This window comes from Mycobacterium lehmannii, assembly GCF_001499925.1.
In the GTDB taxonomy this organism is placed as follows: Bacteria; Actinomycetota; Actinomycetes; order Mycobacteriales; family Mycobacteriaceae; genus Mycobacterium; species Mycobacterium lehmannii.
In genome coordinates this window covers 365,017-384,525 of record NZ_LQIR01000023.1, presented here as the reverse complement: position 1 = coordinate 384,525, position 19,509 = coordinate 365,017, and the positions used below count along the sequence as shown (strand labels likewise).

Annotated in this window: 25 protein-coding genes and 1 tRNA gene; 15 read left to right on the top strand and 11 right to left on the bottom strand. The window is 67.2% G+C overall.

Features of this window, described 5'->3' with window-relative positions:
• Positions 1 to 29 precede the first annotated feature (29 nt).
• Both AU192_RS14795 and AU192_RS14790 read right to left on the bottom strand, forming a co-directional pair.
• Positions 30 to 1,997: an ATP-dependent DNA helicase gene (locus tag AU192_RS14795; protein ID WP_064397328.1), complete on the bottom strand. Its 1,968-nt coding sequence runs from the start codon at positions 1,995 to 1,997 to the stop codon at positions 30 to 32.
• Positions 1,998 to 2,015: 18 nt separating this feature from the next.
• Positions 2,016 to 3,323 (bottom strand): nicotinate phosphoribosyltransferase, encoded by a 1,308-nt coding sequence (locus AU192_RS14790; RefSeq protein WP_064397326.1) that lies wholly within the window; start codon positions 3,321 to 3,323, stop codon positions 2,016 to 2,018.
• A 54-nt stretch (positions 3,324 to 3,377) separates the two neighbouring features.
• Between AU192_RS14790 and clpS the strand changes: the two genes are divergently transcribed.
• The 12 genes from clpS to AU192_RS14730 all read left to right on the top strand — a co-directional run bounded on the left by clpS (position 3,378) and on the right by AU192_RS14730 (position 12,379).
• Positions 3,378 to 3,692, top strand: a complete 315-nt coding sequence (clpS, locus tag AU192_RS14785) for an ATP-dependent Clp protease adapter ClpS (protein ID WP_064397324.1) — start codon at positions 3,378 to 3,380, stop codon at positions 3,690 to 3,692.
• Between the two features lie 7 nt (positions 3,693 to 3,699).
• Entirely contained in the window at positions 3,700 to 4,284 is a 585-nt protein-coding gene (gene aosR / locus AU192_RS14780) for an oxidative stress transcriptional regulator AosR (RefSeq protein WP_064397323.1), read from the top strand.
• Positions 4,281 to 5,300, top strand: a complete 1,020-nt coding sequence (locus tag AU192_RS14775; RefSeq protein WP_064397320.1) for a P1 family peptidase — start codon at positions 4,281 to 4,283, stop codon at positions 5,298 to 5,300. The genes aosR and AU192_RS14775 overlap by 4 nt, the downstream gene beginning before the upstream one ends.
• A gap of 59 nt (positions 5,301 to 5,359) precedes the next feature.
• On the top strand, positions 5,360 to 5,794 hold the full coding sequence (locus AU192_RS14770) for a M67 family metallopeptidase (RefSeq protein ID WP_423202688.1): 435 nt from the start codon (positions 5,360 to 5,362) through the stop codon (positions 5,792 to 5,794).
• 13 nt (positions 5,795 to 5,807) lie between these two features.
• The gene (locus AU192_RS14765) at positions 5,808 to 6,089 is read left to right on the top strand and encodes a MoaD/ThiS family protein (protein WP_064397316.1); all 282 of its coding nucleotides are present in this window, start codon (positions 5,808 to 5,810) and stop codon (positions 6,087 to 6,089) included.
• The gene (locus AU192_RS14760; protein WP_064397314.1) at positions 6,089 to 7,051 is read left to right on the top strand and encodes a cysteine synthase; all 963 of its coding nucleotides are present in this window, start codon (positions 6,089 to 6,091) and stop codon (positions 7,049 to 7,051) included. Before AU192_RS14765 ends, AU192_RS14760 begins: the two co-directional genes overlap by 1 nt.
• Positions 7,042 to 7,725, top strand: a complete 684-nt coding sequence (locus AU192_RS14755; protein ID WP_064397312.1) for a rhomboid family intramembrane serine protease — start codon at positions 7,042 to 7,044, stop codon at positions 7,723 to 7,725. The genes AU192_RS14760 and AU192_RS14755 overlap by 10 nt, the downstream gene beginning before the upstream one ends.
• Before the next feature lie 8 nt (positions 7,726 to 7,733).
• Positions 7,734 to 8,555, top strand: coding sequence for a glutamate racemase (gene murI / locus AU192_RS14750; protein ID WP_064397471.1), 822 nt, complete (start codon positions 7,734 to 7,736; stop codon positions 8,553 to 8,555).
• Positions 8,556 to 8,613: 58 nt separating this feature from the next.
• Positions 8,614 to 9,393, top strand: a complete 780-nt coding sequence (locus AU192_RS14745) for a cyclic nucleotide-degrading phosphodiesterase (RefSeq protein WP_064397310.1) — start codon at positions 8,614 to 8,616, stop codon at positions 9,391 to 9,393.
• A 44-nt stretch (positions 9,394 to 9,437) separates the two neighbouring features.
• A complete protein-coding gene (gene rph / locus AU192_RS14740; protein WP_064397309.1) occupies positions 9,438 to 10,220 on the top strand; it encodes a ribonuclease PH in 783 nt (260 codons plus the stop codon).
• Entirely contained in the window at positions 10,217 to 10,825 is a 609-nt protein-coding gene (gene rdgB / locus AU192_RS14735; RefSeq protein ID WP_064397307.1) for an RdgB/HAM1 family non-canonical purine NTP pyrophosphatase, read from the top strand. The genes rph and rdgB overlap by 4 nt, the downstream gene beginning before the upstream one ends.
• A gap of 93 nt (positions 10,826 to 10,918) precedes the next feature.
• Complete coding sequence (locus AU192_RS14730) at positions 10,919 to 12,379, top strand: MFS transporter (protein WP_064397304.1); 1,461 nt, start codon at positions 10,919 to 10,921, stop codon at positions 12,377 to 12,379.
• Here the strand turns inward: AU192_RS14730 and AU192_RS14725 are convergent.
• Positions 12,357 to 12,689, bottom strand: coding sequence for a DUF3817 domain-containing protein (locus AU192_RS14725; RefSeq protein WP_064397303.1), 333 nt, complete (start codon positions 12,687 to 12,689; stop codon positions 12,357 to 12,359). The two genes, AU192_RS14730 and AU192_RS14725, sit on opposite strands and share 23 nt — an antisense overlap.
• Positions 12,686 to 13,063 (bottom strand): hypothetical protein, encoded by a 378-nt coding sequence (locus AU192_RS14720; RefSeq protein ID WP_064397469.1) that lies wholly within the window; start codon positions 13,061 to 13,063, stop codon positions 12,686 to 12,688. Before AU192_RS14720 ends, AU192_RS14725 begins: the two co-directional genes overlap by 4 nt.
• A gap of 83 nt (positions 13,064 to 13,146) precedes the next feature.
• Here AU192_RS14720 and AU192_RS14715 point away from each other — a divergent pair.
• Positions 13,147 to 13,230 (top strand) — tRNA-Leu (locus AU192_RS14715).
• Between the two features lie 5 nt (positions 13,231 to 13,235).
• Here AU192_RS14715 and AU192_RS14710 read toward each other — a convergent pair.
• From AU192_RS14710 to AU192_RS14700, 3 genes are all read right to left on the bottom strand, one after another.
• Positions 13,236 to 13,625, bottom strand: a complete 390-nt coding sequence (locus tag AU192_RS14710) for an SRPBCC family protein (RefSeq protein ID WP_242656950.1) — start codon at positions 13,623 to 13,625, stop codon at positions 13,236 to 13,238.
• Between the two features lie 135 nt (positions 13,626 to 13,760).
• Positions 13,761 to 13,979 carry a hypothetical protein gene (locus AU192_RS14705; protein WP_064397300.1) on the bottom strand — a complete coding sequence of 73 codons (219 nt, stop codon included), beginning with the start codon at positions 13,977 to 13,979 and terminating at the stop codon, positions 13,761 to 13,763.
• Between the two features lie 87 nt (positions 13,980 to 14,066).
• Complete coding sequence (locus AU192_RS14700) at positions 14,067 to 14,381, bottom strand: WhiB family transcriptional regulator (protein ID WP_064397467.1); 315 nt, start codon at positions 14,379 to 14,381, stop codon at positions 14,067 to 14,069.
• Between the two features lie 124 nt (positions 14,382 to 14,505).
• Between AU192_RS14700 and AU192_RS14695 the strand changes: the two genes are divergently transcribed.
• Positions 14,506 to 15,135: a TetR/AcrR family transcriptional regulator gene (locus AU192_RS14695; RefSeq protein ID WP_064397298.1), complete on the top strand. Its 630-nt coding sequence runs from the start codon at positions 14,506 to 14,508 to the stop codon at positions 15,133 to 15,135.
• Positions 15,136 to 15,145: 10 nt separating this feature from the next.
• Here AU192_RS14695 and AU192_RS14690 read toward each other — a convergent pair whose 3' ends face one another.
• A complete protein-coding gene (locus AU192_RS14690) occupies positions 15,146 to 16,009 on the bottom strand; it encodes an AraC family transcriptional regulator (RefSeq protein WP_064397296.1) in 864 nt (287 codons plus the stop codon).
• A gap of 24 nt (positions 16,010 to 16,033) precedes the next feature.
• Between AU192_RS14690 and AU192_RS14685 the strand changes: the two genes are divergently transcribed.
• Complete coding sequence (locus AU192_RS14685) at positions 16,034 to 17,296, top strand: amidohydrolase family protein (RefSeq protein WP_064397294.1); 1,263 nt, start codon at positions 16,034 to 16,036, stop codon at positions 17,294 to 17,296.
• 33 nt (positions 17,297 to 17,329) lie between these two features.
• Here the strand turns inward: AU192_RS14685 and AU192_RS14680 are convergent, their stop codons facing one another.
• The 3 genes from AU192_RS14680 to AU192_RS14670 are packed head-to-tail and all read right to left on the bottom strand — an operon-like array spanning position 17,330 to position 19,436.
• A complete protein-coding gene (locus AU192_RS14680; RefSeq protein WP_131805066.1) occupies positions 17,330 to 17,560 on the bottom strand; it encodes a hypothetical protein in 231 nt (76 codons plus the stop codon).
• Positions 17,557 to 18,630 (bottom strand): NAD(P)H-dependent amine dehydrogenase family protein, encoded by a 1,074-nt coding sequence (locus tag AU192_RS14675; RefSeq protein WP_064397291.1) that lies wholly within the window; start codon positions 18,628 to 18,630, stop codon positions 17,557 to 17,559. Before AU192_RS14675 ends, AU192_RS14680 begins: the two co-directional genes overlap by 4 nt.
• A gap of 17 nt (positions 18,631 to 18,647) precedes the next feature.
• Positions 18,648 to 19,436, bottom strand: a complete 789-nt coding sequence (locus AU192_RS14670; protein WP_064397290.1) for an SDR family NAD(P)-dependent oxidoreductase — start codon at positions 19,434 to 19,436, stop codon at positions 18,648 to 18,650.
• Between the last annotated feature and the right edge of the window lie 73 nt (positions 19,437 to 19,509).

Genomic DNA, 19,509 nt, shown 5'->3' with positions numbered 1-19,509 from the left:
CACTGAACCGTTGTCAGAATAGAAAACAATCACCGCGCGCGGAGACGTTCGAGCGCCTGACGCACGCGGTGCGAGTCGGTCGTTGCCCAGAACGGTGGCAGAGAGGCTCGCAGGAAGCCGCCGTAGCGGGCGGTGGCCATTCGCGAGTCCAGCACGGCGACCACGCCGCGGTCGTCGACGGTGCGCAACAGCCGACCCGCACCTTGGGCCAACAACAGCGCGGCGTGGCTGGCGGCAACGGCCATGAAACCGTTGCCCCCTCGGGCGGCCACCGACCGTTGCCGCGCCGTCAGTAGCGGGTCGTCGGGACGGGGGAACGGAATCCGGTCGATGAGCACCAGCGACAGTGACGGGCCGGGCACGTCGACGCCCTGCCACAGCGACAGCGTGCCGAACAGTGACGTCTCGGGGTCGTCGGCGAATCGTTTGACCAACGCCGACGTGGTGTCCTCGCCCTGGCACAGCACCGGGGTGTCCAGCCGCTCCCGCATGATCTCGGCGGCCGCCTTGGCCGCACGCATCGAGGAGAACAGCCCGAGGGTGCGGCCGCCCGCCGCGGTGATCAGCGCGGCGATTTCGTCGAGTTGTTCTGCGGATCCAGTGCCGTCACGTCCCGGCGGCGGCAGATGCGCTGCGACGTAGAGGATGCCGGACTTCGCGTGCTCGAACGGGGATCCGACGTCGATGCCCTTCCACTCGGTCTCCCCGCCCGTCAGCCCCCACGCCGATGCCATCGCGTCGAACGTGCCGCCGATCGTCAGCGTCGCCGATGTCAGAACCGTCGTGGTGTTCTCAAAGAGCCTGGTGCGCAACAGACCCGAGACCGAAAGCGGGGCGACGCGCAGTATGGTCCGCACCGTTGCGCGCGTGTCCTCGCGTTCGATCCACACCACGTCCGTGCGGTCGGGGATGGCGGGCAGGAAGGAGTCGAGGACGCGCGAGGCGGTGTCGCCGATATCGGTCAACGCGGTGACGGCTTCGGTGCGCGCGGATGCGGCCGCCGGGTCGCTCGGCGCGGTGTCGATCGTCGACCGGGCCCGGTACGCGGCGTCGCGCACCGCGGTCAGGTAGGTCGCCAGTTCGTCGTCGAGGACGTCGATGCGGCCAGGCTCGGTGTCGTGGATCGCCGACGACAGCGTGGCCGTCGCCGCCTCCAGCCGTTGCGCCAGTTCCTCGTCGACCAGGCGCGCGGCCCGGCGGTGGGCGACGCCGAGCGAGGTTGCGGACAGCTCGCCGGTGGCCACCGACGTCACGCGGTCCACCAACTCGTGCGCCTCGTCGACGACGAGCAGGTGGTGTTCGGGGAGTACGGCGGCGTCGGAGATCGCATCGATGGCCAGCAGGGCATGGTTGGTGACGACGACATCGGCACGGCCGGCTTTCTCCCGCGCCTTTTCTGCGAAACAGTCGGTGCCGAACGGGCACCGGGCCACTCCGATGCATTCGCGCGCCGACACGCTGACCTGCGACCAGGACCGGTCCGGAACGCCCGGGGTCAGCTCGTCGCGGTCACCGGTGTCGGTGTCCGACGACCAGGCGATGAGCCGCTTCACATCTCGGCCCAGGGCACTGGTCGCCACCGGTTCGAATAGTTCTTCTTGGGGACGGTCTCCGGTTTCGGTGACACCGCCGGCTGAACTTCCGTTGTGGATCTTGTTCAGGCACAGATAATTCCCGCGGCCCTTGAGCAGGGCGAACTCGGGGGCGCGCGGCAGCACGTCGGCCAGCGATTCCGCCAGCCGCGGAAGGTCGCGGTCGACGAGTTGACGTTGCAGCGCGATGGTCGCCGTGGACACCACGACGGGTTCGTCGGCGCCGACGGCACGTGCCAGTGCGGGCACGAGGTAGGCCAGCGACTTCCCGGTGCCCGTCCCGGCTTGGACGGCGAGGTGCTCACCGGTGTCGAAGGCGTTGCTGACGGCCTTCGCCATCTCGACCTGGCCCGCGCGTTCGCGTCCACCGAGGGCCGCGACGGCGGTGGCCAGCAACTGGGTGATGTCCGACGTGGTGACCTCCTACGCGCCGGGGGGAATCAGCCGCGTCGGCACGGCGGGTTCGCCGCGGGACAGTTTCAACCCGTCCCACGGCAGGCTCGTCAGGCCTTCTCTGACCCGGGCGCGGGCTGCGTCGAGGCCCAGATCGGCGACCGGTTCGCCATGCCGTACCAGTGGAACGGTCAGCACCCGCGCGGTGAGGCCGTCGGGGTCAGCCGGCGGGCGCTCGTAGGGGAAGACGACCTCTTCGACGATCGTGCCGGTCGCCTTGGCCATTCGCATCGCCTGTTTACGTCCGCCGTGAGACTGCTTGTGGCTGCTGCGCTTCTCCACCGGAAGGCCGTCCACCTCGGTCAGCTTGTAAACCATCCCGGCTGTCGGGGCGCCGGAACCGGTGACAAGGGATGTGCCGACGCCGTAGGTGTCGACCGGTTCGGCGCGCAGTGCGGCGATCGCGAACTCGTCGAGATCCCCGGAGACGACGATCTTCGTGTCGGTGGCGCCGAGGTCATCGAGCTGAGCGCGCACCTGGCGCGCGAGCACGCCGAGGTCTCCGGAATCGATGCGCACCGCACCGAGTTCCGGACCGGCGACCTCGACGGCCGTCGCCACCCCCGCGGTGATGTCGTAGGTGTCCACCAGCAGCGTCGTGTCCACACCGAGCGCCTCGACCTGCGCCTGGAACGCCGCACGCTCGTCGGGGCCGTCGCCGGTGGTGTACAGCAGTGTGAACGCGTGCGCGCTGGTGCCGAGCGCCGGGACCCCGTAGTCGCGCTGGGCCTGCAGATTGGACGATCCGGAGAAGCCGGCCAGGTACGCCGCACGAGCGGCGGCGACGGCGGCGTGCTCGTGGGTGCGCCGCGAGCCCATCTCGATCAGGTGGCGTCCCTCGGCGGCGCTGACCATGCGGGCGGCGGCGGATGCGATCGCGGTGTCGTGGTTGAGGATCGACAACGCCAATGTCTCCAGGACGACACATTCGCCGAACGTGCCGTGCACCGAGAGCACCGGTGAACCCGGGAAGTAGAGCTCCCCTTCGGCGTATCCGTCGACATCGCCTCCGAATCGGTACTCGGCCAGGTACGCGAGCGTCTCGGCATCGAGGAAGTCGGCGAGCGACGACAACGCCGCGTCGTCGAATTCGAACTGCGCCAAAGCATCCACGAACCGTGCGGTGCCTGCCACCACGCCGTAGCGGCGGCCTTCGGGTAGTCGGCGTGCGAAGATCTCGAAGGTGGTGCGTCGGTGCGCGGTGCCGTCGCGCAACGCGGCCCCGAGCATCGTCAGCTCATATTTGTCGGTGAGCAGGGCCGGGGATGCGGCGGTCACACCGTCACCGTAGTAGCTCGAAGTGCCGGATATGCGTTGGCTATCCTGAACGATATGGTTACGCCGGCGAAGGCTCGACCGGGGACTCGCGAAGAGCGGAACGTCAAGTCCGTCGCGACTGAAGACGCCGCCGTCGACACGCCCTGGGTGACCATCGTGTGGGACGACCCGGTGAACCTGATGACCTACGTGACCTACGTCTTGCAGAAGCTGTTCGGCTACCCCGAGGCGCACGCGACCAAGTTGATGCTCCAGGTGCACAACGAAGGCAAGGCCGTCGTCTCGGCGGGCAGTCGCGAGGCGATGGAGATCGACGTGACCAAGCTCCACGCCGCCGGGCTGTGGGCCACCATGCAGCAGGACCGCTGACAGACACGTGCGTAAGTGGAAGCGGGTGGACACTGCCGATGGAGCGCGTTTCCGGTCGGCCATCGCACCGCACGAGGCCGCCCTGTTGCGAAGCCTGGCCACCTCGGTGGTGGGCATGCTGGAGGAGCGCGAATCATCCGCGCCCGCAGACGAACTCGAAGCGATCACCGGCATGCGTACCGGCAATTCGACGCCACCCGAAGACGACACGATGAAACGGTTGCTGCCGGACTTCTACCGGCCGCAGACCGAGCACCCCGCCGGCTCCAGTGCCGCCGAGAGCCTCAACAGTGCACTGCGCGGCTTGCATGAGCCCGACATCATCGATGCCAAACGCGAAGCGGCGCAGACACTTTTGGACACCATGCCGGAGCAGGGCGGCAAGTTCGAGCTGAGCGAGGACGACGCGCACGCGTGGGCCGCCGCCGTCAACGACATGCGCTTGGCGCTGGGCACCATGCTCGCGATCTCACCGGAGGGGCCCGACGAACTGCCGCCCGACCATCCGATGGCCGGGCACCTCGACGTCTACCAGTGGCTGACCGTGCTGCAGGAGTATCTGGTGCTGGGACTGATGGGGAAATCGAGATGAACTCGATCACCGACGTGGCCGGCATCCGGGTGGGACAACACCACCGCCTCGATCCGGACGTGACGTTGGGTTCGGGTTGGGCCAGCGGCACAACCGTGGTGCTGACGCCGCCGGGCACCGTGGGAGGCGTCGACGGCAGGGGAGGGGCGCCCGGCACCCGAGAGACCGACCTGCTCGACCCGATCAATTCCGTCCGGCACGTCGACGCCGTGGTTCTGAGCGGCGGCAGCGCCTACGGGCTGGCGGCCGCCGACGGCGTGATGCAGTACCTCGAGGAGCAGGGTCGCGGCGTCGCACTGGACGGCGGCGTGGTCCCGATCGTGCCCGCCGCGGTGGTGTTCGACCTCCCGGTCGGCGGTTGGCAGTGCAGGCCGACCGCGGAGTTCGGCTATCAAGCGGCCGCAAGCGCGGGGACCGAGGTGGCGACCGGCACCGTGGGGGCGGGCACGGGAGCGCGCGCCGGTGTGCTCAAGGGCGGTGTGGGCACGGCGTCGATGCAACTGGATTGCGGCGTCACTGTCGGCGCGCTGGTGATCGTCAACTCCGCGGGCGAGGTCTTCGACACGACGACGGGCCTGCCCTGGCTGGCGTACCAGATCGAGGAGTTCGGGTTGGTCTCGCCGCCCGCCGACCAGATCGCCGCCTACGCCGACCGACACCAGGAGTTCAGCCCGCTCAACACGACGATCGCGGTGGTCGCCACCGACGCCGCGATGAGCCCCGCGGCCTGCCGGCGGGTGGCCGTCGCCGCACACGACGGCTTGGCGCGCACCATCCGGCCGTGCCATACGCCGCACGACGGGGACACGGTGTTCGCGCTGGCCACCGGTGCCGTCGAGGTGCCGCTGGATCCCACGACCCCGGCGTCGATGACCCCTGAGATGCCGCTGATCACGCAGGTCGGCGCCGCCGCGGCGGACTGTCTGGCCCGCGCGGTGATGATCGGGGTACTGGCCGCCGAGTCGGTGGCCGGAATACCGGCGTATCGCGACCTGTTGCCTGGAGCGTTCGAGTAATCGCGAAATTGCATTCCAGCAGCCGTTTACTCGATTTTTCGCTGCTGGAATACAGTTTCGTGGAGAAAGGGGTAGCTGCTGTGTTGGTGATCCGAGCGGATCTGGTCGACGCCATGGTCGCCCACGCCCGCGCTGACCATCCCGACGAGGCCTGCGGGGTGATCGCGGGACCCGAGGGCTCGGACCGACCGGAGCGCTTCATCGCGATGACCAACGCCGAGCGCTCGCCGACGTTCTACCGGTTCGATTCGATGGAGCAGCTGCGGGTGTGGCGGGAGATGGACGACGCCGACGAGGTCCCGGTCGTGATCTACCACTCGCACACCGGGACCGAGGCCTATCCCAGCCGCACCGACATCGCACTGGCCCAAGAACCCGACGCCCACTACGTGCTGGTGTCGACCCGCGACCCCCACGAGCACGAACTGCGGAGCTACCGCATCGTCGACGGCGTCGTCACCGAGGAACCCGTCAAGATCGTCGAGCAGTACTAGAAAGGCTTCACCGATGGCAGTCAACGTTTCCATCCCGACCATCCTGCGCACCCACACCGGAGGGGAGAAGCGCGTCACCGCGTCGGGCGACACCGTCGCGGCCGTGATCAGCGACCTGGAGGCCAACTACTCCGGCATCTCCGAGCGCCTGATGGACAAGGACAATCCCGGCAAGCTCAATCGGTTCGTCAACATCTACGTCAACGACGAGGACGTGCGATTCTCGGGCGGACTCGACACCACGGTCGCCGACGGCGACTCGGTGACGATCCTGCCCGCGGTCGCAGGCGGCTGATGGCGCGATACGACTCGCTGCTCGAAGCGCTGGGTGGTACGCCGCTGGTGGGCCTGCGCCGGCTCTCACCGCGCTGGGACGAGGCGCCCCATGTGCGGCTGTGGGCCAAGCTCGAGGACCGCAACCCCACCGGCTCCATCAAGGATCGGCCGGCGCTGCGGATGATCGAGGAGGCCGAACGGCAGGGCCTGCTGCAACCCGGTGCGACGATCCTGGAGCCGACGAGTGGGAACACCGGCATCTCGCTGGCGATGGCGGCCCTGCTCAAGGGCTACCAGATGATCTGCGTGATGCCGGAGAACACTTCGATAGAACGCCGCCAGCTGCTCGAGTTGTACGGTGCGCGGATCATCTACTCGCCCGCCGAGGGCGGCTCGAACACGGCCGTCGCCCACGCGAAAGAGCTTGCGCTGCAAAATCCTTCGTGGGTGATGCTCTATCAGTACGGCAACGCGGCCAATTCGTTGTCGCACTACGAGGGCACCGGCCCCGAGTTGCTCGCGGACCTGCCGGAGATCACTCATTTCGTCGCGGGCCTCGGCACCACCGGCACCCTGATGGGGACCGGGCGGTTCCTGCGCGAGCGCAAACCCGACGTCAAGATCGTCGCCGCCGAACCGCGCTACGGCGAGGGTGTCTACGCACTGCGCAACATCGACGAGGGGTTCATCCCCGAGCTGTACGACCCGGAGGTGCTCACCACGCGGTACTCCGTCGGCTCCTACGACGCGATCAGGCGCACCCGCGATCTGGTTCAGGTGGAGGGGATCTTCGCGGGCATCTCCACCGGCGCGGTACTGCACGCGGCGTTGGGCATGGCGGCCAAGGCGGTCAAGGCCGGCGAGCAGGCCGACATCGCGTTCGTCGTCGCCGACGCGGGTTGGAAGTATCTGTCGACCGGTGCGTACGCCGGTAGCCTTGATGACGCCGAAGACGCGCTCGAAGGGCAGCTATGGGCATGACCGGATATCCGGGGACCACACCGTCGCAACCGCGCAAGCGGCCCGCGTGGATGATCGGCGCCCTCACCGTCTTCAGCTTCGTCGTGCTGCTGTGGGTCATCGAACTGTTCGACTCGTTGTCGAACCATCGCCTCGACGACAACGGCATCCGGCCATTGGAGTCCGACGGGCTCGTGGGCATCCTGTTCGCCCCGCTGCTGCACTCGAACTGGGACCACCTCATCGCCAACACCGTTCCGGCCCTGGTGCTGGGCTTCCTGATGACGCTGGCGGGGATGTCGCGATTCATCTTCGCGACCGCGATCGTGTGGATCCTCGGCGGGCTGGGCACGTGGCTGATCGGCAATGTCGGCATGCACTGCCCGTACGTGGGGGTGCGGTGCGAGGCCAACCACATCGGCGCTTCGGGGCTGATCTTCGGTTGGCTGGCATTCCTCATCGTGTTCGGGTTCTTCACCCGCAAGGCCTGGGAGATCATCGTCGGCGTCATCGTGATGCTGGTCTACGGCAGCGTTCTGCTCGGTGTACTGCCCGGCACGCCGGGGGTGTCGTGGCAGGGCCACCTGAGTGGGGCGGTCGCGGGCGTCATCGCGGCGTATCTGCTGTCCGGTCCGGAGCGCAAGGCTCGCGAGAAGCGCAAAAGCGTGACGTCGAACCCGTACCTGCCGTCGTGAACCCGGCCGTGTCGGCCGAGGCGCCCGTCGGCATCTTCGACTCCGGCGTCGGCGGGCTCACCGTCGCCCGCGCGATCATCGACCAGTTGCCCGCCGAGAACATCGTCTACGTCGGCGACACGGCCAACGGGCCGTACGGGCCGCTGTCCATCCCGCAGGTCCGCGCACACGCCCTGGCGATCGGCGACGATCTCGTCTCGCGCGGGATCAAGGCTCTCGTCATCGCCTGCAACACGGCGTCGTCGGCCTGCCTGCGCGACGCCCGCGAACGCTATGCGCCGGTGCCCGTGATCGAGGTGATCCTGCCCGCGGTGCGCCGCGCGGTCGCCACCACCCGCAACGGTCGCATCGGTGTCATCGGCACCGCGGCGACGATCGCGTCCGGTGCATACCAGGACGCGTTCGCGGCGGCCCGCGACACCGAGGTGATCGGTGTGGCCTGCCCGCGGTTCGTCGACTTCGTCGAGCGGGGTGTGACCAGTGGACGCCAAGTGCTCGGGCTCGCCGAGGGATACCTCGAACCGCTTCAACGCGCCCAGGTCGACACGCTCGTGCTGGGCTGCACCCACTACCCGATGCTGTCGGGACTGATCCAGTTGGCGATGGGCGAGAACGTCACGTTGGTGTCGAGCGCCGAGGAGACCGCCAAGGACTTGCTGAGGGTGCTCACCGAACTCGATTTGCTGCGGCCGCACGACTCGGCGCCGCCGCAGCGGATCTTCGAGGCGACCGGCGACCCAGATGCCTTCACCACCCTTGCCGCACGGTTTCTCGGCCCGACGCTCGACGGCGTTCGACCTGTTCAACGTCACGTCAGCGCGCAGACATGACTTCGGTCGCTCAAAGCGGCCATGTTTTCGTCAAGTATGGACCGGGCATGGCAAGCTAGTGACTGTGCGAATCACCGTACTCGGTTGCTCCGGCAGTGTTGTCGGGCCAGATTCGCCGGCGTCCGGATATCTCGTCACCGCACCCGACACCCCGCCGTTGGTGCTCGACTTCGGCGGTGGCGTGCTCGGTGCGCTGCAACGCCACGCCGATCCCAACGACGTTCACGTGCTGCTGTCGCATCTGCATGCCGACCACTGCCTCGATCTGCCGGGCCTGTTCGTGTGGCGGCGCTACCACCCGTCGCCGGCGCAGGAACGCGGAATCATGTACGGCCCGGCCAACACCTGGGCCCGGCTCGGTGCGGCGTCGTCGCCCGAGGGTGGGGAGATCGACGATTTCTCCGATGTCTTCGAGATCCGCCACTGGGTCGACAACGAAGCGGTCACCATCGGCTCGCTGAGCGTGACACCGAAATTGGTTTGCCACCCGACCGAGTCGTACGGCATGCGCATCACCAACCAGGACGGTGCCACGCTCGTCTACAGCGGCGACACCGGCTACTGCGAGCAACTCATCGAGCTCGCCCGCGGCGCCGACGTCTTTCTGTGCGAGGCGTCCTGGACGCACTCGCCCGACCGGCCGCCGAGACTGCATCTGTCGGGCACGGAAGCGGGCCGTGCCGCCGCCGAGGCCGGCGTCGGCGAGTTGCTGCTGACCCACATTCCGCCGTGGACGTCGCGCGAGGACGTCATCAGCGAGGCCAAGGCCGAGTTCGACGGTCCGGTGCACGCGGTCGTCTGCAACGAGACGTTCGACATCGTGCGCGCGACGGCCTGATGGTCTCAAGCGATGGGGTCGGAGTCAGCCGATAGGGTTGGCTCGTGTCCCGAAGAGAAGACGGCCGGCTTGACGACGAGCTGAGGCCGGTCCGCATCACCCGCGGTTTCACCACCCATCCCGCCGGTTCTGTGCTGGTGGAATTCGGCGAGACGCGCGTCATGTGCACGGCAAGCGTCACCGAGGGTGTGCCGCGCTGGCGCAAGGGCTCCGGAAAAGGCTGGCTGACAGCCGAATACGCGATGCTGCCCGCCGCAACGCACGATCGGTCCGATCGCGAGTCGGTCAAGGGCCGTGTCGGTGGCCGCACCCAGGAGATCAGCAGGCTGGTCGGCCGGTCGTTGCGGGCGTGCATCGACCTCGCCGCGCTGGGCGAGAACACGATCGCAATCGACTGCGACGTGCTGCAGGCCGACGGGGGTACGCGAACGGCCGCGATCACCGGGGCCTACGTCGCGCTTGCCGACGCGGTGACCTATCTGTCGGCGGCGGGCAAGCTCTCCGATCCGCGACCGCTGTCGTGCGCGATCGCCGCGGTCAGCGTCGGCGTTGTCGACGGGCGCATCCGCGTCGACCTGCCGTACACCGAGGACTCGCGCGCCGAGGTCGATATGAACGTCGTGGCCACCGACACCGGCACCCTCGTCGAGATCCAGGGCACCGGCGAGGGCGCGACGTTCCCGCGCTCGACGCTGGACAAGATGCTCGACGCAGCGATGACGGCGTGTGAGCAGATCTTCGAGATCCAGCGCGAGGCGTTGGAGCTGCCCTATCCCGGGGTGCTGCCCGAGCCGAAAGACCCGCCCAAGAAGGCGTTCGGAAGCTGACCGAGCTGCTGGTGGCCAGCCGCAACCGGAAGAAGCTGGCCGAGTTGCACCGGGTGCTGGCGGCGGCGGGGGTGTCGGGGCTGACGCTGCTCTCGCTCGACGACGTGCCCGCCTTCGACGAGGCGCCAGAAACCGGTGCGACGTTCGAAGAGAACGCGTTGGCCAAAGCGCGCGATGCTCACCGCGCGACGGGCCTGGCGACGATCGCCGATGATTCCGGGTTGGAAGTCGCGGCGTTGAACGCAATGCCCGGGGTGCTCTCGGCGCGGTGGGCGGGCCGGCACGGGGACGACGCCGCGAACACGGCGCTGCTGTTGGCGCAGCTTTCGGACGTACCCGACGAGCGGCGCAGCGCGGCGTTCGTATCGGCCTGCGCGCTGGTGCACTCGGCCGGCGAGGTCGTGGTGCGCGGGGAGTGGCCGGGCAGCATCGTGCGCGCGCCGCGCGGGGACGGCGGGTTCGGCTACGACCCGGTGTTCCTGCCCGCCGGGTCGACGCGGACCGCGGCCGAACTCGACGCCGCCGAGAAGGACGCGGCCTCGCACCGAGGCCGTGCCCTGACGGCACTGCTGCCCGCGCTGCGCGAGTTGGCTGCTCGACCGTGAGCTTGTGCGCGATATTCGTCGAAGTTTTCGATCACGAGCCCACGTTCGGCACCCAAATTTTGTATAGCTCAACTAAGCGGTAGCATCCCCGAGGTGCGCCGCCCCTCCGTCGAATCTGATGTCGGCAGGACGCGACACCCGGCGATCGTCGTGGCGGTGCTCGCGGCGGCGGGCATCAGCGTGTCCCTGATGCAGACGCTCGTCATCCCGCTCATCCCGGAACTGCCCACGCTGCTGGGCACCAGCGCATCGAACGCGTCGTGGGTGATCACCGCGACGTTGCTGACGGCAGCCGTCGCCACCCCGATGTTCGGCAGGCTCGGCGACATGTACGGGCCCAAGCCCATCCTGATCATCTGCGCCGTACTGCTCACGGTGGGATCGTTGATCGCTGCGACGACGACATCGCTGGTCCCGGTGATCGTGGGCCGCGGGCTGCAGGGCTTCGGGATGCCGATCATCCCGCTGGGCATCAGCGTGATGCGCGCATCGGTGCCGGCTCATCGGGTCGGCACCGCGATGGGACTGATGAGCGCATCGCTGGGTGTCGGTGGGGCGCTTGGCCTTCCACTGTCGGCGATCATTGCCGATCGCTTCGACTGGCACGCGTTGTTCTGGTTCGGCGCCGCACTCGGGGTGCTGTCGGCGGTGTCGTTCGCCGCACTGGTACCGCGGCTGCCCTCGGTGTCGGCCGACCGCTTCGACGCGCTGGGCGCGATCGGTCTGGCGGGCGGGCTCATCACGCTGCTGCTGGGCATCTCCAAGGGCGGAAGCTGGGGCTGGACCAGCGCGATCACCGTGACGATGTTCGCGTCTTCGGTGGTGGTCTTCGGGTTGTTCGCGCTATGGCAGTTCCGGACCGTCGCCCCCATCGTCGATCTGCGCACGACGCTGAAACGGCCGGTGCTGACGACGAATCTGGCCTCGATCGCGGTGGGCTTCTCGCTGTTCGCGATGTCGTTGATCGCGCCGCAGATTCTCGAGCTACCGGCGGGCTCGGGTTACGGCCTCGGCCAGTCGCTGTTGCAGACGGGTCTGTGGATGGCGCCCGGCGGGTTGGCGATGATGCTGACGTCTCCGGTGGCGGCGCGGATCGCCGATGTGCGCGGTCCGCGGTTCACCCTGTTCGTCGGGTCGACGGTGGTAGCCGCCGGCTATTTGTCGGGTCTGGTCCTGATGAACAGCGCGTGGCAGCTGTGCGTGTTCAACATGATGGTCAGCATCGGCGTCGGTTTCGCGTTCTCGTCGTTGCCCGCGTTGATCAACGCGGCCGTCCCGGTCTCGGAAACCGCCGCTGCCAACGGAATCAACGCGCTCGCGCGCTCGCTGGGCACGTCGGTCTCCAGCGCGGTGATCGGTGCGGTGCTCACGGTGATGACGACGACGGTGGCCGGGCACGAGGTGCCGTCGCTGGCCGGTTTGCGGGTCGCGCTGTTGATCGCGGCAGGTGCGGCCGTCGTCGCCGCGCTCACCGCGCTGGCCATCCCGAAGGCCGGTGAAATGAACGAGTCAGACCTCGATCTGGTGCTGGCTACAGGCCGTAGCGGTCCTTGATCTCCCTGGTCTGGACCTGCTCGACGATGATGCCGACGAGCGGAATGGTGCCTGCGAGCAGTACGCCGATGGTCTTTCCGATCGGCCAGCGCACCTTGACCGCGAGGTTGGCGGTGAAGAGCAGGTACACGAAATACACCCAGCCGTGGACGACCGCGATCCAGTTCAGACCCTCGACGTGGTAGACGTACTTCATCACCATCTCGTAGCAGAGCGCGATGAGCCAGATGCCCGTCGTCCAGGCCAGCACCCGGTAGCCCAGAAGTGCCTTGCGGACGTTGTCGGCGGAGGTGATCGGCGGTTCGGTCATGTGGCCGGGTGTTCCTTGTCCTTCTCGGCGAGTTCGGCCAGGTAGGCGTTGTACTCGCGCAGTGCGGGGTCGTCGACGTCATCGTCGAATCGGGTTGCGGCTGAGGGCTTTTGCGGAAGCAGGTCCTCGGGGATCTCGGTGATGTCGCTTCTGACCGGCTCGGGTGGTGCTTCCTCGTAGCGCACGAACTTGTAGTAGGCGTACACCACGAAGCCGGCGAACAGCGGCCACTGCATCGCGTAGCCGAGATTCTGGAAGCTGCCCGAGGCCGACTCGAAGCGGGTCCACTGCCACCAGGCCAGCGCAAGGCAGCCGACGGCGCCGACGATCACCAAAGCGATGAGCGCCGGCCTCCTACGTTGCGTAGTGGACACCTTCCAACGGTACCGCGACGTCCTTCGGCCCGACGAACTCATCGCGGCGGGCCGACCGGCGGCAGGTAGCATCGATACGCGTCGCGGGCGTGGCGCAATCGGCTGACGCGCCGGCTTTAGGTGCCGGTGTTCGAAAGAACGTGTGGGTTCGAGTCCCACCGCCCGCACAAACTCACTTGCTAGCGAAGTAGCGCTGCCCGCCGCTGGGGATCCGCCCGAAGCCTGCCTTGAGTAGCGGCGCCAACACTTTGACCGGCAGGCTCATCGCGTTCTTCGGTTCAATGGCGACCACCCACGTGAACCGTGTCTGACCGGCGTCGGCGTCGACGATGTAATCCTCGGCGAAGCGTTTGAACAGCGGCATCGTCGACTCATAGACGTAGAAGGACTTCTGATGGCCCTCGTTCCAACCGAAGAAGCGCTCACGCAGGACGGCGCCGCCGAGGGCGGTCACGTCGCGGGTGGTCCCGACTCCGAACGGCCGCGGTGAGGTCCACGTGACGTTCTTGACTGCCGGTCCCCACGCCGCCAGCGACTCGTCCGAAGTCAGCGACTCCCACACCTGCTCCGGGGTGGCGGCATAGCGCTTCTCGTAGCGGAAGACGTGGGGCGCCGAAGCCAGAGTCAGCGTCGGCGGACAGCAGCGGAAACCAGCGGGCCATAAGTGGCAATCATCGCAGGCTTGTAACGGCGCGCGTCAGTCGTCTGCGCTCTGCTTGCCGAAGCAGACCAAGCTGGCGGTGAAGCTGATTGCGGCGACCAGTCCGGCGGCGGCGGCCAGCGGTGCGTCGGAGGCGCCCCAACTCGACAGGCTCACGGCCACCGCGATGATCGCGATGAAGATGAGGAAGAGGCCTGTGGTGGCGATCGCCTCGGCGGTCGGGTCGTCGGCGGGGGCGAGAGCGCGCTCGCGCATCGAGGTCTCCTGGTGGCTCGCGGAATCGGTTGCGCAGAGGTTGCCCGCTGGCAACGCCGGTGAAACCCGCGGCTTCGAAGATGCGGCTCAGCCCGCCTTCCGGACGGTGAACCCGTTGCGCTCGGCCAGCGACTGCAGTTGCCGCAGTGCGAACTGGCGTGCTCGGCCGGTGTCGGGAATGTAGATGCCGGCCCACACCCCGACGGCTCCGGGCGTCTGGCACGCCTCCTGGGCGCAGAGCCACCGGCGAGGACAGGTCCGGCACAGTTCCTTGGCGCCCTCATCGGCTCCGAGGGCCCACCGGTCGGGGTCCTGAATGCATGCGCCGAGTGCCGTGTCCTGGGTTGCGTTGACCGGAACGGGGCGCGCCGTCCGGCCGTTCGGCCGCTCATCGACGGGCATCTGCGTTTCCTTTCGGTCGGGACGGTTATGCGCCACGCGGGCGACAATACACGTGTATCGGTTTCCTACGATACAGGCGTATTGGCTACTGTGTGGGGGTGAGCTTTCAGACCTGCGGGTATCGATGACGGCGGCGCCGACGGAGCACCGCAGCTCCGGCGACTATCAGCGTTCGAGTGTCGAACGGATCCGCGATGCGGCTCTGCAATGCTTCGCGGCCCGGGGCACGTCGGCGACGTCGCTGCGCGCGGTAGCGGCCGAAGCCGGCGTATCGCTCGGGTTGGTACAGCACCACTTCGAGACCAAGGCCAACCTGATCAAGGCCGTCGACGATCACGTGCTCGGCGTGATGAACACCGCCCTCGTGCAGCGCATGCCCGAAGCGGCAGTCGACTCGATCACCGACGTCGGCGACCGGGTGACGTCCCTGGTCGCCGACGAACCCGACGTGGTCGCATATGTCGTACGCGCGCTGACCGACGGCAGCTCGCTCGGCACGCAGGTCTTCGACTCGTTGGCCGACCTCGGCGCCGAGCGGTGGGAGGCGCGCCGGAACGCCGGGCTGACCCGACCCGACCTCGACCGGACATGGGGCGCACTGAACCCGCTGGTGTTGGCGCTGGGTGCCTGGATCCTGCGCGAACACATCGAGCGTCACCTCCCCGAACCGTTCGACACCCCCGCACAACTTGAGCGATGGAGCAGCGCGGTGAACGCGCTGCTTCGCGGTGGCCAGATGCGCGACGAGTCGTGACGCTCCCTCCTTACAGTGAGGTGCCGCCGACCCGCTTTCGATAGCTCGTCGGCGTCTCCCCGCAGAACTGGGCGAACGCCCGGGTGAAGGAGCTGAGGCTGTCGAAGCCGACCGCCGACGACGTCTCCTGCACCGACTGACCCGGTGCGGCCAGCAACGCCATCGCTTTCAGCATGCGAGCGTGTAAAAGGTATGTGCGCCAAGGTAATCCGACCGAATTCTGGAACAGCCGCCGCAGCGTGCGTTCCGACACCGAAACCGCCCTGCCCACCTCTTCGGCGGTCACTCCGTCGAGATGCTCCTTGGTGTAGGCCATGGCGGCGGCGACGATCGGATGCTCGGACGTGGGCAGGCTCAACGGCGCCTCGTGGTCGAGCGCCTCGGCCACCAGGTTGGCCAGGGTGCGGAAGAACGCCTCGGAGACCTCCTCGTCCTCCGCGGACCCCGGCCGCCGGTCGATCGGCCAGCGCAGCGCGTAGATCATCATCTCGCGGATGAGCGGGGACACCGCGAGGATGCGCGCCCGGTCGCCCGCGTGCGCGATCAACTGTGGATCGAACATCACCGCGACGGTCCGGACGTCGGGATTCATGGTCGCCTGATGGTCCAGACCGACGGGAATCCACGCGGCCTGCTGGGGCGGTAGCAGGTAGTGCGCCGAGTCGGTCTCCACCTCGACGACTCCACCGAGCGCATACTCGATCTGGTGCACATCGTGTGAGTGCCAACCGGTGATCAGCGCATCGCCCTCGTACAAGTAGCTGCCGCCCAACGCCCGACCACCGCGCCGTAGGTCGATGACGCGTCGGTTCGCGCCGGCTGCCAGGTTGGCCGGTCGGGCAAACCCTCTGTCCGATAGCGCAGAGACGGTCACAGGGCTAGACGGTACTACTGGGGTATGAACGTTGACGACTTGATCCTGGTGAGCATCGACGACCACGTTGTGGAACCGCCCGACATGTTCCTTCGGCATGTTCCGGCCAAGTACAAGGACGAGGCGCCGATCGTGGTGACCGACGACAAGGGTGTCGACCAGTGGATGTATCAGGGCCGCCCACAGGGCGTCAGCGGGCTGAACGCCGTGGTGTCCTGGCCGGCCGAGGAGTGGGGACGCGACCCCGCGGGCTTCGCCGAGATGCGTCCCGGCGTGTACGACGTGCACGAGCGCGTGCGCGACATGAACCGCAACGGCATCCTCGCGTCGATGTGCTTCCCGACATTCACCGGCTTCTCGGCCCGGCATCTGAACATGCACCGCGAAGACACCACGCTGGTGATGGTTTCGGCCTACAACGACTGGCACATCGACGAGTGGGCGGGTTCGTATCCGGACCGGTTCATCCCGATCGCGATCATGCCGACGTGGAACCCGCAAGCCATGTGCGACGAGATTCGTCGTGTCGCGGCCAAGGGCTGCCGTGCGGTGACGATGCCGGAACTGCCGCACCTCGAGGGCCTTCCGAGCTATCACGACGAGGAGTACTGGGGCCCGGTGTTCCGCACCCTCTCCGAAGAGAACGTGGTGATGTGCCTGCACATCGGGACCGGCTTCGGTGCGATCAGCATGGCGCCCAACGCCCCGATCGACAACCTCATCATCCTGGCCACCCAGGTGTCGGCGATGTGCGCGCAGGACCTGCTCTGGGGGCCGGCGATGCGCAACTACCCGGACCTGAAATTCGCCTTCTCCGAAGGCGGTATCGGCTGGATCCCGTTCTACTTGGACCGCAGCGACCGCCACTACACGAACCAGAAGTGGTTGCGACGCGACTTCGGGGACAAGCTGCCCTCCGACGTGTTCCGCGAGCACTCGCTGGCCTGCTATGTCACCGACAAGACGTCACTGAAGCTGCGTCACGAGATCGGCATCGACATCATCGCCTGGGAGTGCGACTATCCGCACTCGGACTGCTTCTGGCCCGACGCGCCCGAGCAGGTACTTGCCGAACTGAATGCGGCCGGCGCGTCGGATTCCGACATCAACAAGATCACGTGGGAGAACTCCTGCCGGTTCTTCAGCTGGGATCCGTTCAAGCTCACACCGAAGGAGCAGGCGACCGCGGGTGCGTTGCGCGCCAAGGCAACCGACGTCGACGTGTCGATCCGGCCGCGCAAGGAGTGGGCGCGGCTCTACGAGCAGAAACAACTCGCCAAGGCGTGAGACCAGGCGTTCACGCACGCCGCTGACGTTCGGTCAGCGGCGTGCGTCGCCGTCACGCGGCGGGTCGCCCAGCCGCAGCCTCAGCACCGAGGCGATTATCGACGCCGCCCCGATGCCAACGAAAAGTACGCTCAGCATCAGAAATGTCAGGCCACCGTGCGCGAAGAACGCGTATCCGCGCAGCACACCGAGCACGAGGGCAAATATCCCGCCGAGGATCAGCCACCGCGCCTGGCGCACAGTGGGCGGTACCAGGCTGTTCACCACATCAGTCCGCGAACCATCTCGGGCGGCGGAATGTCCTCCACGGCGATGATGCCCTGCGGCGCACGACAGACCCAGTCGATCACGTTCACCGCCCGTGCCGCGGTGGAGACGCAACCGGCTTCAGTGACGTCCAACGTCGGGTGCGACAGCAGTGTGTTCACCTCGACGCGAGGCTCCCCCTCCACGATCACCTTGTGTACTCCGGAGTGGCCGTCGGGCGGATACTCCCAGTCCGGAGCGGCTGCGGGGGTGAGGCGGGTGGTGTGCTCCACGGTAATCACGGGAGCTCCGCCGCGCACACCTTCTGCGGCGAACCGGATCCCGGCCAACCCCCCGGGTTCGACGGTCATCAGCTTGCAGGTGATCTGCTTGTCGGTGTACCACGGCTCGTAGCGGTCGCGGACCTCGTCGAGTTCGACACCGAGGTGGCGGGCGAGGTTGCGCACCAGCCCGCCGAAGATCGACGTGATGACGCCGGGCTGAAACGCCATCGGTAACTCGTCGCCTGGAAATGCACCGAAACCCATTGCGGTGCCGGTGTACTCGTAGTCGTCGTAGTTCGCGTAGTCGAAGACCTCGGCCACGGTGACCGATTCCGCGCGGGTCACCAGGCTCAACGCGGCCAGTGGCGCGGTATCACCGGAATAGCCGGGGTCGATGCCGTTGACGTAGAGCGACGAATCGCCCGCCGCGCAGGCCTCTTCCAATGGCTTGCGCAGCCAGTCGTCGGCCTGATTCGGTGTCACCAACCACACCATCGACGTCCCGACGACGTTGATGCCCGCGGCCAGGAACTTCGACATCTCGGCGATGGCCTCCATCGGGCGCGGCTCGCCCAGCGCGGTGTAGACCACGCAATCGGGCTTCAGCGCGATGAGCGCGTCGATATCGTCGGTCGCGATCACCCCGGTCGGTTCGGTCAGGCCGCATAGCTCGGCCGCGTCCTTGCCGATCTTGTCGGGGCTGGCGGCGTGCACACCGACGAGTTCGATGTCGGGCCGGCCGATGAGCGCGGGCAACGAGTGCTGTCCGACGTTGCCGGTGGAAAACTGGACTACTCTGCGCATCTGGTATCCGTTCTCGGTCAGTAGTCGGGGATGGGCAGCGGCAGATTGTTCGAGTCTATTCCGCCGTCGACGTGGAAGATGGCGTTGGTCGCATAGCAGTCCTTGGTCGATAGGTAGACGCAGAGCCGACCGAGATCCTCGACGTCGCCGAGCCGATGCAGCGGAGTGAGCGAGAGCATCGTGTCCAGTGCCCCTGGCATCATATCGAGGCCGCTTTGCAGTCCCTCGGTTGCGAATGAGCCGAGTGCGATGGCGTTGACGCGGATCTTCGGCGCCAACTCCTGGGCCATCGCCCGGGTGAGCGCTTCGAGCCCACCCTTCGCGACGCAGTACGCGGTAAGCGCGCGGATGCCGAAACGTGCTGATCCCGAGGAGATGTTGACAATGTTGCCATGTCCGGCCTCGATCATGTGACGGGCGGCGAGTTGACTCATGATGAACGCTGACGTGACACACCAGTCGAAGGTGTGCCGGAAGTCCTCGTCGGTGATGTCGAGAAACGAGCCGAATGTCGAACCACCCACATTGTTGATGAGGATGTCGATGCGCCCGAACTCATTCATCGCCGTGTTCACCACACGTTCGCCGTCTGGACGGCTGATCGCGTCGGCCACCAGGGCGAGTCCTTTACCGCCGGAATCCTCGATGCCTTTGATCGTCGCGGCGATGTCGGATTCGGTGCGAGCCGTGCCGACGACGGTGGCGCCCGCTTCGGCGAGGACTCTCGCGATGCCCTGTCCGACACCCTTGCCGGCTCCGGTGACGATCGCCACCTGCCCGTCGAGATTGAACTGCTCCAACGCCATTGAGCCTCCTCCGTCAAACTGACCGCAGTCAATCACAAATGTGAAGCCAACGAAAGTATTGATATCGTCGACG

What these genes read in the sequence shown, in the direction of transcription:
- clpS (WP_064397324.1), top strand. Translation starts at nt 3,378, where the DNA reads ATGGTTACGCCGGCGAAGGCTCGACCGGGGACTCGCGAAGAGCGGAAC.
- AU192_RS14775 (WP_064397320.1), top strand. Translation starts at nt 4,281, where the DNA reads ATGAACTCGATCACCGACGTGGCCGGCATCCGGGTGGGACAACACCAC.
- AU192_RS14765 (WP_064397316.1), top strand. Translation starts at nt 5,808, where the DNA reads ATGGCAGTCAACGTTTCCATCCCGACCATCCTGCGCACCCACACCGGA.
- AU192_RS14760 (WP_064397314.1), top strand. Translation starts at nt 6,089, where the DNA reads ATGGCGCGATACGACTCGCTGCTCGAAGCGCTGGGTGGTACGCCGCTG.
- AU192_RS14755 (WP_064397312.1), top strand. Translation starts at nt 7,042, where the DNA reads ATGGGCATGACCGGATATCCGGGGACCACACCGTCGCAACCGCGCAAG.
- AU192_RS14725 (WP_064397303.1), bottom strand. Translation starts at nt 12,689, where the DNA reads ATGACCGAACCGCCGATCACCTCCGCCGACAACGTCCGCAAGGCACTT.
- AU192_RS14705 (WP_064397300.1), bottom strand. Translation starts at nt 13,979, where the DNA reads ATGCGCGAGCGCGCTCTCGCCCCCGCCGACGACCCGACCGCCGAGGCG.
- AU192_RS14700 (WP_064397467.1), bottom strand. Translation starts at nt 14,381, where the DNA reads ATGCCCGTCGATGAGCGGCCGAACGGCCGGACGGCGCGCCCCGTTCCG.
- AU192_RS14695 (WP_064397298.1), top strand. Translation starts at nt 14,506, where the DNA reads ATGACGGCGGCGCCGACGGAGCACCGCAGCTCCGGCGACTATCAGCGT.
- AU192_RS14685 (WP_064397294.1), top strand. Translation starts at nt 16,034, where the DNA reads ATGAACGTTGACGACTTGATCCTGGTGAGCATCGACGACCACGTTGTG.
- AU192_RS14675 (WP_064397291.1), bottom strand. Translation starts at nt 18,630, where the DNA reads ATGCGCAGAGTAGTCCAGTTTTCCACCGGCAACGTCGGACAGCACTCG.
- AU192_RS14670 (WP_064397290.1), bottom strand. Translation starts at nt 19,436, where the DNA reads ATGGCGTTGGAGCAGTTCAATCTCGACGGGCAGGTGGCGATCGTCACC.